Raw genomic sequence first — 17,034 nt, 5'->3', positions numbered from 1 at the left:
CTTTGTATTAATTTTCTTTTACCAAGATCAGCAAATCCTCATCGCAGATTTCTTTTTTGGCATCTGCTAAGATCAAGAATCGTTGGTAACAATCTGCTAATTTATCTTTATCTAGGTTATAACCTAGTCTTTCAAGATGGTGTTTCAAGGCGTGACGACCTGAACGAGCCGTTAAGATAATGTCTGCTTCTTCCAAGCCTACATCCTCTGGACGGATGATCTCGTAATTCTCACGGTGTTTTAGGAAGCCATCTTGGTGGATTCCGGAGCTATGTGCGAAAGCATTACGGCCAACAATAGCTTTGTTCGGCTGTACCGGCATGTTCATCATTTCACTTACTTTTCTGGAAAGGTAAGTGAACATTCTGCTGTCGATATTGGAAGATAATCCTCCAAAAGCCTGGTTATGTACTTTCAGGATCATGGCAACTTCTTCCAGAGAAGTATTTCCCGCGCGTTCACCGATTCCGTTGATGGTACATTCCACCTGGCGAGCACCATTTTGGATGGCTGCAATGGAATTGGCAGTCGCTAATCCTAAGTCGTTATGGCAATGTGCTGAAATAATGGCCTGATCGATGTTCTTTACATTTTCTTTCAGGTATTTGATTTTGGAGCCATATTGATCCGGTAAACAATATCCATTGGTATCTGGAATATTAACAACGGTTGCGCCAGCAGCAATCACTGACTCGATCATTTTTGCCAAGAACTCTAAATCGGCACGGCCAGCATCCTCTGCATAGAATTCAACATCTTCTACATAAGATTTGGCATGCTTTACAGCTGCTACAGCACGTTCTAGGATTTCTTCACGGGTACTGTTGAATTTATATTTGATGTGCATGTCTGAAGAGCCGATTCCAGTATGGATACGGGGTCTTTTTGCATATTTCAATGCATCAGCAGCCACATCGATATCGTTCATGTTAGCACGGGTCAGTGCACAGATGATCACATCATTAACAGCCTTGGATAGTTCGACAACCGATTGGAAATCTCCAGGGCTTGAAACAGGAAATCCTGCTTCAATAATATCTACCCCTAAGCGTTCCAAATCTTTGGCAATTTCGATTTTTTCAGGAGTTGTCAATTGGCAACCCGGCACTTGCTCACCGTCACGTAATGTCGTATCGAAAATGTATAAGTGATTAGGATCGTGTAACATATTGTCTCAATTTATGTTTATACCTTGATTAATTCTATTTCAAAAACTCTAAAACTTTAGCCCCCATTTCCTGAGTGCCTAAAATCTTTTCGGCTGGGGTATCTGCATTGGCGATATCACCAGTTCTCCAACCAGCTTTCAATGTTTCGGCAACGGCATTGGTCACTTCTTTTGCCTCATCTTGTAAACCGAAGGCGATGTCCAACATCAATGCGGCTGAAAGGATAGAAGCTAGCGGATTAGCTTTATTTTGTCCCGCGATATCATGTGCAGAACCATGGATAGGTTCAAAGAATCCTGTTCCATCACCCACAGAAGCCGAAGCTAACATTCCCATTGAACCGGCGATCTGTGATGCTTCATCAGTTAAGATGTCACCAAAAAGGTTTGCCGTCAATACCACATCAAATTTCTTAGGGTTCTTAACCAATTGCATGGCAGCATTATCGATGAACATGTGTTCAGTCTCAACATCTGGGTATTCTTTCGCGATTTCTTGGACAACCTCTCTCCACAATCTTGATGTTTCCAATACGTTGGCTTTATCCACTGAACAAAGTTTTTTACTTCTCGTCCTTGCTGCATCGAATGCTTTACGGGCAATACGGTCAACTTCGTAGCGGTTATAGTTCATCAGATCGGAAGCGAAACTATTGTCTTCATTACGTTTCTTTTCACCGAAATAAACATCACCTGTTAATTCACGGAAGAAAAGGATATCAGTACCACGAAGGACTTCTGGTTTCAGGCTTGAAGCATCCAATAGTTCATCGAACAACAGGATAGGACGTAAGTTGGCATATAAGCCTAATTCCTTACGAATCTTTAATAAGCCCTGTTCAGGACGTACCTTGGCAGAAGGGTCATTATCATATTTAGCATGACCGATCGCACCGAAAAGGATAGCGTCAGAAGCTTTTGCTTTTTCTAGTGTTTCATCTGGTAATGGATTTCCTGTAGCTTCAATAGCAGTGTGGCCCATGATTGCCTCGTCGAAAATAAATTCGTGATTATATTTTTCGGCAATTTTATTCAGAACTTCTTTTCCCCAGGTAGTAACCTCTTGTCCAATTCCATCTCCGGGAATAATAAGAATGTTTTTCTTCATGTGTTATAAAACGTTTTCAACTTTATTTTCCAAGGCGATGACTTCACCTTTTTCTAATACAATTCTTTTTTCAATGCAGCTCGGAAGCTGACTTTCATAATGTCCGACATAGATCAATGTCTTGCCGTGCTGGCAAAGTTCATCGACTACATCATTAAAATACTTTGCTTGCTGCGAATCCAAGCCTTGGCAGGGTTCATCCAATACCAATAATGGAGGATTTTTGATAATGCTCCTGGCTAACATCGCCAAACGCTGTTTGCCTAATGTAAGGGTATGCAGTAATTGATCCTTATGCTCCGTCAAATCAAAGAAAGCCATCAGCTCCTCGATCTGTTTCTTTTCTTGGAACTTGACATCAATGAACCATCCGATACTGTCGTAAAATCCAGAAGCCAGCGTATGCCAAACCGTTGCGTTTTGGTCGAAATACCAGTGCATTTCTGGAGATATCATTCCAATCTTCTGTTTGATGTCCCAAATACTCTCACCGGATCCGCGTTTGTTTCCAAACAGCTCGATGTCCAATCCATAAGATTGCGGATGATCTCCATTGATCAAACTCAATAAGGTGGATTTTCCTGAACCATTCGGACCTTGTAGCAACCATTTCTCGCCTACTTCTACCTTCCAAGATACTTTGTTCAGCACAACCTTCTCACCATACCTGATAATTATATCTTTCAGATCAGCAACCGTGCTATAATTAGTCTCTGGAACTTGGTGAAGAAAAGCAGGCAATTCTTTTTTTACGCGCTCCTCATCTTGGATGATCTCATCAAAAGATCTTACCGATTCGATCTGACCGTCTACAATATGTGCATATCGGTTGATGGATTTTGGTAACTGCCTATCATTTGAAATAATAAAAAGCTGTACACCTTCAGCAACAAGTTCATCTAACCAGATATTCAATTCTAACCTAGATTGCTTATCCAAACCTGTATAAGGTTCATCAATGATCAGAAGCTGTGGTTTCAACCAAAGTGACTTGACCAATTGCAATTTCTTGTGCTCTCCACTTGAAAGTTCAATCAATTGAGAATCCATGGTATGTTCAAAACCCATGGCAACAATCTTATCATGGATATCTTCTATTCGAAGGTTTTCCTTCTTCGCAAAATGAAGCAGTTCAGCTTTGACCGTCAGGGTATCATTCCCTTGATGACGGTTATAGCGTTGTTGATAATAGAAGTTTCTGTCGCCTTCTAAATTGGTAAACTGATACCAATTAGAAACGTAGATTACTTTTTGAAGGAGAGGGCAATTGGAATCGAATTCAACTTTCACTTCGCCAGCTGCAGTTATCAATCCTGCAATTGCTTTTGCCAAAGTTGTTTTCCCAGAACCACTCTTGCCAGCCAATACATAGTTTTCATCGGGCTCAATAGTCCAAGACAAATTGTTCAAAACAGTAGTTAGACCGTATGAAACCGATAAATTTGATATTTGGACGAAAGCAGCCATTATCTGTTTTGTTCGAAAGCTTCGATTTCCGCTTTTTGGCTTAAGATATAGTCGATATCATCATAGCCATTGATCAAGCATGATTTTTTATAAGGATTGATTTCAAATGTAAATTTGTCATCAGTTCCTTCAATGCCGATAGTTTGAGCTTCTAGGTCAACCACCACTTCCGTATCTGGATTAGCAAAAACCTTCTCAAAGATTTTTTCTAAGAATTCCTCAGGAACCGTGATAGGCAAGACACCGTTGTTCAAGGCATTTCCTTTGAAGATATCAGCAAAGAAAGAGCTAACTACCACATCGAAGCCATAATCTTGAATAGCCCAGGCAGCATGCTCACGAGAGGAGCCACAGCCAAAGTTCTTACCGGCAACCAATACCTTGCCTTTATAAGTTGGGTCATTCATAACGAAGTCCGCTTTAGGCTGATCTTCGCTGTCAAACCGCCAATCGCGGAATAGGTTATTTCCAAATCCTTCACGCGTCGTTGCCTTAAGGAAACGGGCAGGGATGATCTGGTCTGTATCTATATTTTCTATCGGTAGAGGAACTACACGAGAGGATAATTTTTCAAATTTTTTCATGATTCTAATTCTTTACACTAATTCCCTTACGTCTACAATTTTACCAGTTACTGCTGCAGCTGCTGCGGTAAGCGGGCTTACCAGCATGGTGCGTGCGTTTGGTCCTTGTCTACCTTCAAAATTTCTGTTAGAAGTAGAAACACAGTATTTACCAGCAGGGATCTTATCTTCATTCATCCCTAGACATGCAGAACAGCCAGGTTCACGAAGCATAAAACCTGCTTCTTCAAATATCTTGTCAATACCTTCAAGTTTAGCCTGAGCCTCCACTTGTTTTGATCCTGGAACGATCCATACTTCCACATTCTCCGCCTTATGCTTACCTTGAACGAAGGCCGCTACTTGGCGTAAGTCTTCAATACGGGAGTTGGTACAACTTCCGATGAATACATAATCCACCGGTTTTCCAATGACCTGATCGCCATCGTGGAATCCCATGTAGTTTAAGGCTTTTTGATAAGAAGGGCGTTCATTCTCAGGTTGAGAGGTGGTTGTAGGAATGGACTCCGTGATTCCGATACCCATACCTGGATTGGTACCATAGGTAATCATCGGCTGTATATCGGCAGCATCAAAGGTCAATACCTTATCAAACTCTGCATCATCATCGGAATACAACGTCTTCCAATAAGCCAATGCTTTATCCCATTCTTCTCCTTTTGGAGCAAATTCACGACCATTGATATAATCAAAAGTCGTTTGGTCAGGTGCAATCAATCCACCACGAGCACCCATTTCAATACTCATATTACAGATGGTCATTCGACCTTCCATACTCAATGAGCGAATAGCAGAACCAGCATATTCAACAAAATAGCCTGTTCCACCAGCTGCAGAAATCTTGGAAATGATGTAAAGGATGATATCTTTAGCACCCACACCTTTTCCTAGTTCACCATTAACCTCGATTTTCATGGTCTTGGGTTTTTGCAGCAATAAACATTGTGTAGCAAATACCTGCTCTACTTGAGAAGTCCCGATTCCAAATGCAATAGCACCAAAAGCGCCATGCGTAGAAGTGTGGCTATCTCCGCATACCATGGTTTTTCCAGGAAGGGTGATGCCTAATTCAGGCCCAATAACATGGACAATGCCTTGGAATGGGTGGCCCAATCCATAAAGTTCAACACCAAACTCCTTACAGTTTTTGGTCAGCATGTCTACTTGGTAGCGAGAAAGTTCTTCTTTGATTGGCAAGTGCTGGTTTAATGTTGGGACATTATGGTCAGCCGTTGCTACAGTTTGATCCGGACGGAGTACAGGCAGTCCTCTTTTGCGCAAACCATCAAATGCCTGTGGGGAGGTCACTTCATGGATGAGGTGGGTATCGATATATATGATATCAGGAAACCCTTCTTGACGCTTGACGACATGTGCATCCCAAATTTTTTCTACTAATGTTTTTCCCATTTTTCTCTTTATCTCTTGTTGGTTTGAAATTTTAAAAGGGGTAAAATTAAAATATGGTAATTTTACCCCAATTTTAGCTATCTAATTTACGAAAAATTAAACAGTTTGAATAGCTTTCATAGCAGTCATTGCTTTACGCAATTTTCTACCTACGGTTTCTACTTCATGATTTCTTAAAATCTCGTTAACCTGTACTAATTTGATGTTGTCCACAGAACCATCCTTGCCTTCATTGAAGTTTTTACCAACAACATCTGTGTCGATTTTCTTCATGAAATCTGCCAATAATGGCTTACAAGCTTGGTCAAATAAATAACATCCATATTCAGCTGTGTCAGAAATAACACGGTTCATCTCGAATAATTTCTTACGAGCAATTGTATTTGCGATCAATGGAGTTTCGTGCAATGATTCGTAATATGCCGATTCTGGTTTGATTCCAGCTTCAACCATCGTTTCGAAAGCCAATTCAACACCAGCTCTCACGAAAGCAACCATCAATAGATAATTGTCAAAATATTCCTGTTCTGAAATCTTAACATCGCCAGCAGGTGTTTTCTCAAAAGCAGTTTCTCCAGTTTCAGCTCTCCATTTCAATAGGTTTGAATCTCCATTAGCCCAGTCTTCCATCATGGTCTTGCTGAATTCACCAGACATGATGTCATCTTGGTGTTTCTGGAACAATGGACGCATAATATCTTTCAGTTCTTCCGACAATTCAAAAGCCTTGATTTTCGCAGGGTTGCTCAAGCGGTCCATCATACCACTTACCCCACCATGTTTTAAAGCTTCAGTAATAACTTCAACACCGTATTGAACAAGTTTTGAAGCATAGCCAGCATCGATTCCTTTTTCTACCATTTTATCAAATGAAAGAATAGAACCTGTTTGCAACAAACCACAAAGGATAGTTTGCTCACCCATTAAATCTGATTTTACCTCTGCTACGAATGATGATTTCAATACACCAGCACGGTCACCACCAGTACCGGCACAGTATGCTTTTGCTTCCGCCCAACCTTTGCCTTGTGGGTCATTTTCTGGGTGAACAGCGATCAAGGTAGGAACACCAAATCCTCTCAAGTATTCAGCACGAACCTCTGAACCTGGACATTTTGGAGCTACCATGATAACCGTGATATCCGGACGGATCTGCATACCTTCTTCAACGATATTGAAACCGTGTGAATAGGATAGGGTAGCACCTTCTTTCATCAATGGCATTACGGCATTGATAACGGATGTATGTTGTTTATCTGGAGTCAAGTTGATAACTAGGTCAGCAGAAGGAATCAATTCTTCGTAAGTTCCAACCTTAAAATTGTTATCTGTTGCATTTTTCCATGAATCTCTTTTTTGTTCAATAGCTTCTTTACGCAATGCATAAGATACGTCCAATCCGCTATCTCTCAAGTTTAAACCTTGGTTCAAGCCTTGAGCTCCACAACCTACGATTACGATTTTTTTACCTTTTAAAGCTTCTACTCCTTCGTTGAATTCGGATGAATTCATGAATTCTGCAACGCCTAATTGATCTAATTGCTCTCTAAGAGGTAATGTGTTGAAATAATTTGCCATTGTAATACTGAATTAAATATTTTTTTCGATTAAGGTTTCTTATTATTTGTTGTTGATTATTCTTTTTTGTGCCGTCGCATAGCCATAGTGCAGGTTGTCATGACCTACCGAAGTGATCAGGACATCTTCAATGCTATTTAACGTAGCGCCATAGGTTGCCGTCTCATAAGGAGTCGTAGTCTTGAAAACTCCGGCATTGTAATCAGCCTCGATCTCACGGATGGAACTCAATGCGATTTCCTTAAGTTCATTTACTTCCTCTTGGCTTACGAAGTATGTAGGTTTAGTGCCTTTTGCATAGGCATCCACATACTTTACCCAGCTCACGCCCTCACGGATTCCTGTGCGGGTATAGCTTAATGTTTGTGTACTCACTACGATATGTCCAAAATTCCAGATGATATTGTTGTTGAATCCTGTTGGAATTTCGTTCAATTGCTCTAAGGACAATTCATCGATTAATCGGATGAATGCCTTGCGGCCATCGATAATGAATTGGAATACTTTTTCCATTTGTTCTATGCTTTTTTAATCGGCTCGTTGAATGATATCCTATTGCCAAATGGATCAATGACTTGAACACAGTGGCAGTTATAGAATGTTTCCTCGTAGCTGGGTTTATTGTACTTATAATTCTTTTGAATCAATTGCTCATGATATGCCTTTAGTCCAGTGCAATTCACAAAAACCTGTGAACCCGGAGTGGCATCTCCATGATGCTCGCTGAGGTGCATTGCCATGCCATCTCTGGAGATCTGCATGTAAATAGGAGAATTGTCATCAAATCGATGTTCCCAGTCAATGTGAAAACCAAGCCAGTCGATGTAAAACTCGACTGCCTTGGCATAATCAAATATCCTGAATATCGGTATGACCTGTTCTACTTGCATGCAAGGATTAATTACATGGTAAAGACATCGTCGCGCTGATCCAAATACTCGTTTTCAACGATGTCTGGAGCTGGCTCATTGATTTCAAATTGTTTTAGCTTGGTATGGAAACCAGCACTGTCCTTGATGATGGCGATACGAGCACCACGAACAAATTCTATCAGGTTGTATTTGCCCAATTCCTCTGTAAGCCTGTCGATCTCCTCACGGTGACCTGCTGTTTCGAATACAATATAGTCATTACGGATCACAACTACATTAGCACCGTATTGACGAAGTAAGCGTTCTACCAATACTTTCTCTGCAATCGCGTCTGCTGGTACTTTATAAAGAGCCTGTTCTTGCCAAATCAATTCATCATTGGTGTTGAAGTATGCTTTCAATACCTCCACCTGTTTTTCAACCTGACGGCATAATTTGCGGACCACTTCTTCTGATTCTGTAATCAAGATTGTGAAGCGGTGAATGCCATCCACTTCCGATGGGGAAGTATTTAAGCTCTCGATATTGATTTTACGTCTTGAAAATATCCCCGATATACGGCCTATCATCCCGATAGAGTTTTCTGTGTATATGGTTATGGTATATTCTTGTTTTTCCATGATTACTTCAATCTAATTTCTGACACACTTGTTCCTTGCGCTACCATTGGGAATACATTGTTCTCTTTACCTACCATGATTTCCAATAGGTAAGAGCCATCATGATCCATCATAGTCTGTAGGGCATCCTTTAAATCCTTACGTTCCGAGATCTTATTTCCATCGATATAGTATCCTTTCGCAACAGCTACGAAATCTGGGCTGGTGATATTAACAAATGAATATCTCTTATCGTGGAATAGTTGTTGCCATTGGCGAACCATTCCCAAGAACTCATTGTTCAGGATCAAGATCTTCACCTTGGCGCCGAATTGCATAATGGTACCTAATTCCTGGATGGTCATTTGAATACCACCATCACCGATAATAGCTACCACATCACGATGCGGAGCACCATACCAAGCGCCAATTGCGGCTGGCAGACCAAATCCCATCGTTCCCAAACCTCCAGAAGTAACGCTGGATTTCGAACTGTTGAATTTTGCATAACGGCAGGTTACCATTTGGTGCTGACCTACGTCAGTAACAATAACAGCATCTCCACCAGTGATCTCGTTCAATACCTTTAGTACTTCACCCATGGTCATGATGTCAGAGGTAGGGTTCAGTTCATTATGGATTACTTCCTTGATTTCTTCTTTTTCCAAATCCCTGAATTTGCTCAACCAAGCTGCATGATCGCCTTTTTCAACCAATTCGGTCAACATTGGAAGGGTTTCCTTACAATCTCCCCAAACTGGATAATGGGCTTTCACGTTCTTGTCGATTTCAGCAGGGTCTATGTCCAAGTGAACAACTTTTGCCTGTTTTGCATATTTATCCAAACGTCCGGTTACACGGTCATCGAAACGCATTCCGATAGCGATCAACACGTCACATTCATTCGTCATGACATTGGGTGCATAGTTTCCGTGCATACCCAACATACCCACATGCAATGGATGGTCTGTCTCAAGAGCGCTAAGCCCCATAACAGTAGCAGCCGAAGGGATACCCGCTTTTTCGATAAAGGTCTTGAACTCTTGTTCCGCTTTACCCAAAATCACGCCCTGACCAAATAAAATGAATGGTTTCTTTGCCGCATTGATTGCTTTTGCAGCCTCTTCAACATATTCCTTACGAACAATCGGAGCAGGTCTGTAACTACGTACATGCTTGCAGGACTCGTATCCATTGTAATCAAACAATTGGATCTGAGCATTTTTGGTAATATCAATTAATACTGGACCAGGTCTCCCTGTTCTAGCAATATAGAATGCTTTAGCTAATACACTTGGGATCTCATTCGCATCAGTCACCTGATAGTTCCATTTGGTCACAGGTGTGGTGATGTTAATGACGTCAGTTTCTTGAAACGCATCTGTTCCTAGAAGGGAAGCAAAGACTTGACCTGTAATACAGACGATAGGGTTACTATCGATCATTGCGTCTGCCAAACCGGTGACCAGGTTTGTTGCTCCAGGACCGCTTGTTGCAAAAGCCACACCCACACGTCCCGATGTACGTGCATATCCTTGTGCAGCATGAATTCCACCCTGTTCGTGACGTACCAAAATATGCTTCAATTGATCAGTGTAATCATACAATGCATCATAGATCGGCATAATAGCACCTCCTGGATACCCGAATACGGTATCCACCCCCTCGTGGATTAAGGCTTCCATCACAGCCTGGGAACCGCTTACCTGCGTTCCAGCTGCCTTTCTAGTGGTTTCCTTTGTTTCCGTTTTTTCAAGTGTACTCATCTTTTTAGATTTTAGACATAAGACATAAGACATAAGATTTTTTAAAGTTTTCTCCTTTTGCTTCTCTAACTAATCTTATCCCTTATGCTTATTTTTTTATTTATTATTTGTCTACAATTTTTCTCTTTATTCAATCGACACAATAGATCTGCTTAATTTATATCTGATGGATCTAATGTCTTGTGTCTATTGTCTTATGTCTTTTTTTACAAATCCGTCACACAACCTTGTGATGCATTTGCAACGCTTTTTGCGTATTTGTACAGAACGCCTTTGCTCACTTTCAGTGCTGGCTGTTGCCAAGCTGCTCTGCGTGCGGCAATCTCTTCGTCCGAGACCTGAAGGTTGATGCTGTTGTTGACTGCGTCGATTTCGATGATGTCATCGTCCTGCACCAATCCGATCAATCCTCCTTCGTATGCTTCCGGTGTAATGTGACCTACTACGAATCCATGGGTTCCTCCTGAGAAGCGTCCGTCTGTAATCAAGGCCACAGAACTTCCTAAGCCTGCACCAATGATCAACGACGTTGGTTTCAACATTTCAGGCATTCCTGGAGCCCCCTTAGGTCCTTCGTTCTTGATCACGACCACATCACCTTTTTTGATTCTTCCAGTCTCAAGACCTTTTACCAAATCATGCTCTCCATCAAATACACGCGCTGGACCCGTGAATTTCTCCCCTTCTTTTCCCGAAATCTTCGCTACTGAACCTTCCTCAGCTAAGTTTCCGTAAAGGATCTGCAAGTGACCAGTCGCCTTGATCGGATCATCTAATTTGTGAATGATCGGTTGATTATAGTCAATGATCGATTTTACATCCGCTAAGTTCTCTGCTACCGTTTTACCAGTTACCGTCAAACAGTCACCATGTAATAAACCTTCATCCAATAGGTATTTCATCACTGCTGGAATACCACCATATTGGTGTAAATCTTGCATCAAGAACTTACCTGATGGTTTGAAATCTGCCAATACTGGAGTTTCATCCGACATGCGTTGGAAATCATCCGGCGTAACATCTACATCCACTGATTTACCCATTGCAATAAAGTGAAGTACCGCATTGGTAGATCCTCCTAGGATTACGATGATACGCATGGCATTCTCAAATGCTTTGCGTGTCATGATATCCGAAGGCTTGATGTCCTTCTCCAATAGGATGCGCATATATTTACCGACTTCCAGACATTCCTGTTTCTTCTCATCAGAAACAGCGGGGTTGGAAGAGGAGTATGGCAAGCTCATTCCCATAGCCTCAATCGCTGAAGCCATCGTGTTTGCTGTATACATACCTCCACATGCGCCGGCACCTGGACAAGTATGACGGATAACACCATCATAGTCCTCATCCGAAATGGTTCCAGCTATTTTCTTTCCTAATGCTTCAAATGCTGAAACAATATTTAATTCTTCACCTTTATAATGACCAGGAGCAATTGTTCCTCCGTAGACCATAATGGCAGGGCGGTTCAACCTTCCCATTGCCATGATGGCACCAGGCATGTTCTTGTCACAACCTGGGATAGCCACAACGCCATCATAGTACTGACCACCGCAGATCGTTTCTATACTGTCTGCAATGACATCACGAGACACTAAAGAGTAGCGCATTCCATCCGTTCCGTTACTCATCCCATCACTGACCCCAATCGTTCCAAACGTCAAGCCGACCAGATCGCTGTTCCAAATACCTTTTTTGACGACCTGAGCTAGGTCATTAAGGTGCATGTTACAGGTGTTACCGTCGTAGCCCATGCTCGCGATTCCAACCTGTGCCTTCTCCATATCTGCATCGGTCAGACCGATACCATATAACATGGCTTTCGCAGCTGGTTGAGTTTCATCTTGTGTAAAGATGCGGCTGTACTTGTTGATTCCCTTTTGGTTATCAGATGATGACTTCATAATTATTCTGCTCTAATACTAAATTTTTATATTTTCTTTGGATAGATGCGCCGATGCTGTCTTCCCATTCTTCTTGGAAGATTACATCGTCTATTTGTTTTATGCCTATTATTCCCGCTGCTGTACCACTTAAAAAGGCACTGTCAGCTTCGTAAATGTCTTTTATGGTAATTCTCTTCTCGATGATATCAAAATTCAAACGCTTACAGATATCGATCACGGTATCCCTGGTAATTCCTGGGAAGATGTTTCCCAAAGGAGGGGTATAGATCTTGAAATCTTTTTCAATGAACAGGTTTTCGCTTGATGCCTGAGCCACAAAACCATCTTGGTCCAACAATAAAGCCTCGTCGAAACCCTTTTGGATAGCATCACTGGTCGCTAATATCGAATTGATATATTGTCCCGAAACCTTGGCATTGATGGGGAAGGACTTCGGGTTCGGTCGTTCAATCCTGGAAATATTTACCTTTAATAGGTTCTGTCCTAAATAAGGACCCCATTCCCAAGCCGCGATCATGATGTTTGCCGTATCAGATGCCGTTAAGTGCATATTGGAGCCCGAATAGATCAAAGGGCGAATATAGGCTGCCCGAAGATTGTTCGCTTCCAAAAGCTCATACGACTTTGCGATCAACTCTCTATTGTCCCACTGATAAGGTAAGCCGATGGCTTTACATGATTGTTGTAAACGGTCGAAATGTTCTTCTGCCTTAAAGATCCTCGTTCCATTGTGAGTGCTGTATGCACGCAGACCTTCGAAGGCTCCATAGCCATAATGTAATGACTGTCCAAACATATCAACTCCAGCATTGCTCGCCTTCACAAACTCCCCATTTAAATAGATCAGTGTATCTTGATTGTAATACTGCATAATAACCTGCCGAATTTGATGTAATACTTGTTTGAAAAAATATCGTTTAGGATTCCCTTCGTTCTGTTTTGTTAAGTTAGCTCGAATTAAAATTCTTTACAATAGCCTAGAATTTTTTTTTGATAAAGTTTTTTATTTCGATGTTTGCTAATATTAAAAATTATATTTTGTTATACCTATTAATTTTCTGTTTTAAATTTTGTTGTCTGTAGACTAAAATTAAAATTGGTATAATTTTGATTTTTTCAAATTTTTAGGAAACTGGTCGAAATTCTTCCTAAAACCGGCCTCGGACCGAAAAAACTTGCAAAAAAATAGCCCTTAGAACTTGAAGTTTTAAGGGCTACTTTATCGTAATATTTTGTTTATCTATTCTTCCGCAATTCCTTCTGCTAAAACGATGATATTGTTGTCCTTTACTTCTACTACACCACCTTTAATAATAATGACTTGTTCATCATTATTATTCTTAATAATGACTTTACCATCTTCTAGCGTAGACACAATAGCCGCGTGATCCTTCAGAATCTGAAAAGAACCCGCCGATCCCGGAACTGTAACCGCTGTTACATCACCTTCGTAAGCTAATTTGTCTGGAGTTATGATTGTTAATTTCATTTTTGACTTGAGATGTGAGATTTGAGATTTGAGACCTAAACTTAAAATATGAGACTTTATATACTTTCAAAAGTCTCATATCTCATGTCTAATATCTCATATCTTACATTAAACTGCTTCTGCTAATAGTTTTTTACCTTTCTCGATAGCGTCTTCGATTGAACCTACCAAGTTGAAAGATGCTTCTGGGTATTCATCTACTTCACCATCGATGATCATGTTGAATCCTTTGATAGTGTCCTTGATGTCTACTAAACAACCTTTCAGACCTGTAAATTGCTCTGCTACGTGGAATGGTTGTGACAAGAAACGTTGTACACGACGTGCGCGGTGTACCGTTAACTTATCTTCTTCAGATAATTCGTCCATACCTAAGATGGCGATGATATCCTGAAGTTCTTTATAACGTTGAAGGATTTCTTTTACGCGTTGTGCAGTATTGTAATGCTCATCACCTAAAACTGCTGGAGAAAGGATACGTGAAGTAGAATCCAATGGATCCACCGCTGGGTAAATACCTAACTCAGAAATTTTACGGGATAATACTGTAGTCGCATCTAAGTGGGCAAATGTTGTTGCCGGAGCAGGGTCAGTCAAGTCATCCGCAGGTACGTATACCGCTTGTACTGATGTGATCGATCCGTTCTTAGTGGATGTAATACGCTCTTGCATTAAACCCATCTCTGTTGCTAGGGTAGGTTGGTAACCTACTGCTGATGGCATACGACCTAATAATGCCGATACCTCAGAACCTGCTTGGGTAAAACGGAAGATGTTATCAATAAAGAATAAGATATCACGACCTTGTCCTTCGCCATCTCCATCACGGAAGTATTCCGCAATTGTCAAACCTGATAACGCAACACGAGCACGAGCACCTGGAGGCTCATTCATCTGTCCGAATACGAAAGTACATTTAGATTCTTTCATTAATTCCAAATCCACAGTGTCCAAAGGCCATTGACCTTTTTCCATTTCTTCCATGAATTTGTCACCGTATTTGATAATGCCTGACTCCAACATCTCACGAAGTAAGTCATTTCCTTCACGAGTACGCTCGCCTACACCAGCAAATACCGAAAGACCACCGTGTCCTTTTGCGATATTGTTGATTAATTCCTGAATCAATACTGTTTTACCAACACCAGCACCACCGAACAAACCGATCTTACCACCCTTTGCATATGGCTCTAACAAATCGATTACTTTAATTCCTGTAAACAATACTTCAGTTTCAGTCGATAGATCTTCAAACTTAGGAGGTACGTTGTGAATAGGACGACCGTTATCCTTGTTTAATGCTTGAATACCGTCAATTGGATCTCCAACAACGTTGAATACACGACCTTTGATCTCTTCGCCAATCGGCATTTTGATAGGAGCGCCAGTATCAACGACCTTCATGCCACGAATTAAACCTTCGGTAGCATCCATTGCAATCGTACGAACACGTTCCTCACCTAAGTGCTGTTGAACCTCTAATATAATGCGCTGTCCATTGTCTTTCTCAATGTACAATGCATCATAAATCTTAGGAAGATTTTCATTGTCGGCAAAGTTGACGTCAACTACTGGGCCGATAATCTGCGCTATTTTACCAATATTGGGCATATTATAGGGACTAAAATTTATTAATCAATTTAAATACAGATTGTTTGAATGCCTGTATTTTGGAATGCAAAAATAAGTTTTATCTTATTAAAAGCAAAAGGGATATGCATATTTAATTTTTATTTTTTTCAAATCATCCTGCATACCCCTTTTTTGTTATTTATTTCTGCCTTTTATTGTCAGTTTTTCAAAACCTTACTGTCCTGCTACAATCTTGTAAAGTCCAGATACAGAACCCCCAGCAGTAACATTGAACAAGGCTTTCGCAGATGTACCCGTCAATTCATAGTATCCGTTCTGACTTCCGTCTTTGGTATTCACCCTCAATAATGTTTTTCCGTCCAGATCAATCGCGCAGAATGCTGCTCCAGGATTTGTAACAGCTGGAATTCCACTGATCTTCGTCCTTTGTTTACTGGCAATATCAATCTGGTAAAATTCCCAAACGTTTTCAAAATTGATGTTGCCTGAAGGTCCTCCAGTCAACTTCGTATTGGGAATCACCGTAATGATCTTCCCTTCCTTCGCAAATACGGAAACGAACTTTCCGCCTTGCTGGATTTCATCCATATTTAGGCTCCAGGTTTTATCTATGTCTGTTTCATTAGCCTTGATACGCACAATCTTAGATTTTCCGCCAACGGCGCTCCTCCCTTGTGTTACGATATAGAGGTCCCCATTGGAATCAAAGTCATACATATTATTATCATTGATGTAGGCAATAGATCCCGTATCCTCAATTTTTATGGTTTTCTCATACTTTCCGGTCGCAATATCGATAACCGCAATATATACATCTGGAAAATAATCATCGAAAAAGCCTTTTTGTGGACCGTTCGTCTTTGCATAACTGATGTTTGCATAAAGTTTGCCAGCTTTAATGGCCAAAAATTTCTGTCCAATAGATCTAAACAATATTTCAGGAACGTTTTGACCTCTTTCATTGACTACGGATGCAAAATCCAATTCTCCAGTCCTTGTCATGTTGGTCGGATTAAAGGTCTGGATTTTCAGGGGCGATGCTCCATCCCAATAGTAACCCTTATTCTCATCATGGATAACGAAATTTCCAGAACCATTACTGTTATTATCTGCTGCAATGAATTTGCCAGCACTGATTTTTCCGTTCCCATCAACCAATAACTGATCAATACCAAGCTCATTGGTCTTACTATTGAACATTTTCAGGAGTTGATTGCCATGTGGCCGCCAACCACCAAAACCCATCCCTTGAAAGCTATTGCTTCCGTTGTTGACCACATTACCCGATGGTAATGCATCAAATGCGGTTGCAAAGCCAGGCTTCTGAAGGTTGTTCTCACTCATGGTAATTAGCACAAACTTGTCTTTTCCATCTGGTTCAACTGGTGTTGGTCCTCCATTGTCGTCACTGCAACTGGCAAAAACGCCTATACTGAACATAAACAAAATGGATGCTTTGAATCTATTGATTTTCATAACCTTTAATTTTT

General features: G+C 41.0%; 15 protein-coding genes. All 15 read right to left on the bottom strand.

All coding sequences use genetic code 11. From position 1 onward, the window contains the following. Window positions 1-7: 7 nt before the first annotated feature. Window positions 8-1,168 carry a 2-isopropylmalate synthase gene (locus NMK93_RS15825; protein WP_093100276.1) on the bottom strand — a complete coding sequence of 387 codons (1,161 nt, stop codon included), beginning with the start codon at window positions 1,166-1,168 and terminating at the stop codon, window positions 8-10. Between the two features lie 34 nt (window positions 1,169-1,202). Then, window positions 1,203-2,276, bottom strand: coding sequence for a 3-isopropylmalate dehydrogenase (gene leuB / locus NMK93_RS15820; protein WP_185213393.1), 1,074 nt, complete (start codon window positions 2,274-2,276; stop codon window positions 1,203-1,205). Window positions 2,277-2,279: 3 nt separating this feature from the next. After that, the gene (locus NMK93_RS15815) at window positions 2,280-3,686 is read right to left on the bottom strand and encodes an ATP-binding cassette domain-containing protein (protein ID WP_308214545.1); all 1,407 of its coding nucleotides are present in this window, start codon (window positions 3,684-3,686) and stop codon (window positions 2,280-2,282) included. Window positions 3,687-3,742: 56 nt separating this feature from the next. Then, window positions 3,743-4,327 (bottom strand): 3-isopropylmalate dehydratase small subunit, encoded by a 585-nt coding sequence (leuD, locus tag NMK93_RS15810; protein ID WP_185213395.1) that lies wholly within the window; start codon window positions 4,325-4,327, stop codon window positions 3,743-3,745. A gap of 12 nt (window positions 4,328-4,339) precedes the next feature. Continuing rightward, complete coding sequence (gene leuC, locus NMK93_RS15805; protein ID WP_185217704.1) at window positions 4,340-5,737, bottom strand: 3-isopropylmalate dehydratase large subunit; 1,398 nt, start codon at window positions 5,735-5,737, stop codon at window positions 4,340-4,342. A gap of 96 nt (window positions 5,738-5,833) precedes the next feature. Beyond that, on the bottom strand, window positions 5,834-7,315 hold the full coding sequence (gene ilvC / locus NMK93_RS15800) for a ketol-acid reductoisomerase (RefSeq protein ID WP_185213397.1): 1,482 nt from the start codon (window positions 7,313-7,315) through the stop codon (window positions 5,834-5,836). A 42-nt stretch (window positions 7,316-7,357) separates the two neighbouring features. Further along, window positions 7,358-7,828, bottom strand: coding sequence for a DinB family protein (locus tag NMK93_RS15795; RefSeq protein ID WP_185213398.1), 471 nt, complete (start codon window positions 7,826-7,828; stop codon window positions 7,358-7,360). Window positions 7,829-7,833: 5 nt separating this feature from the next. Continuing rightward, window positions 7,834-8,205: a glyoxalase superfamily protein gene (locus NMK93_RS15790; RefSeq protein ID WP_254529533.1), complete on the bottom strand. Its 372-nt coding sequence runs from the start codon at window positions 8,203-8,205 to the stop codon at window positions 7,834-7,836. Window positions 8,206-8,216: 11 nt separating this feature from the next. Then, window positions 8,217-8,807, bottom strand: coding sequence for an acetolactate synthase small subunit (gene ilvN / locus NMK93_RS15785; protein WP_185213400.1), 591 nt, complete (start codon window positions 8,805-8,807; stop codon window positions 8,217-8,219). A 2-nt stretch (window positions 8,808-8,809) separates the two neighbouring features. After that, complete coding sequence (gene ilvB, locus NMK93_RS15780; RefSeq protein WP_185213401.1) at window positions 8,810-10,552, bottom strand: biosynthetic-type acetolactate synthase large subunit; 1,743 nt, start codon at window positions 10,550-10,552, stop codon at window positions 8,810-8,812. A 206-nt stretch (window positions 10,553-10,758) separates the two neighbouring features. Further along, complete coding sequence (gene ilvD / locus NMK93_RS15775; RefSeq protein WP_185213402.1) at window positions 10,759-12,459, bottom strand: dihydroxy-acid dehydratase; 1,701 nt, start codon at window positions 12,457-12,459, stop codon at window positions 10,759-10,761. Continuing rightward, the gene (locus NMK93_RS15770) at window positions 12,443-13,333 is read right to left on the bottom strand and encodes a branched-chain amino acid transaminase (protein ID WP_185213403.1); all 891 of its coding nucleotides are present in this window, start codon (window positions 13,331-13,333) and stop codon (window positions 12,443-12,445) included. The genes ilvD and NMK93_RS15770 overlap by 17 nt, the downstream gene beginning before the upstream one ends. 369 nt (window positions 13,334-13,702) lie before the next feature. Then, window positions 13,703-13,951: an ATP synthase F1 subunit epsilon gene (gene atpC, locus NMK93_RS15765; RefSeq protein ID WP_099370009.1), complete on the bottom strand. Its 249-nt coding sequence runs from the start codon at window positions 13,949-13,951 to the stop codon at window positions 13,703-13,705. Between the two features lie 108 nt (window positions 13,952-14,059). Continuing rightward, the gene (gene atpD / locus NMK93_RS15760) at window positions 14,060-15,562 is read right to left on the bottom strand and encodes a F0F1 ATP synthase subunit beta (RefSeq protein ID WP_185213404.1); all 1,503 of its coding nucleotides are present in this window, start codon (window positions 15,560-15,562) and stop codon (window positions 14,060-14,062) included. Between the two features lie 195 nt (window positions 15,563-15,757). Then, window positions 15,758-17,020 (bottom strand): hypothetical protein, encoded by a 1,263-nt coding sequence (locus tag NMK93_RS15755; RefSeq protein ID WP_185217708.1) that lies wholly within the window; start codon window positions 17,018-17,020, stop codon window positions 15,758-15,760. Between the last annotated feature and the right edge of the window lie 14 nt (window positions 17,021-17,034).

Source organism: Sphingobacterium sp. LZ7M1 (assembly GCF_024296865.1).
In the GTDB taxonomy this organism is placed as follows: Bacteria; Bacteroidota; Bacteroidia; order Sphingobacteriales; family Sphingobacteriaceae; genus Sphingobacterium.
This window is presented reverse-complemented; position numbering and strand designations above follow the sequence as displayed.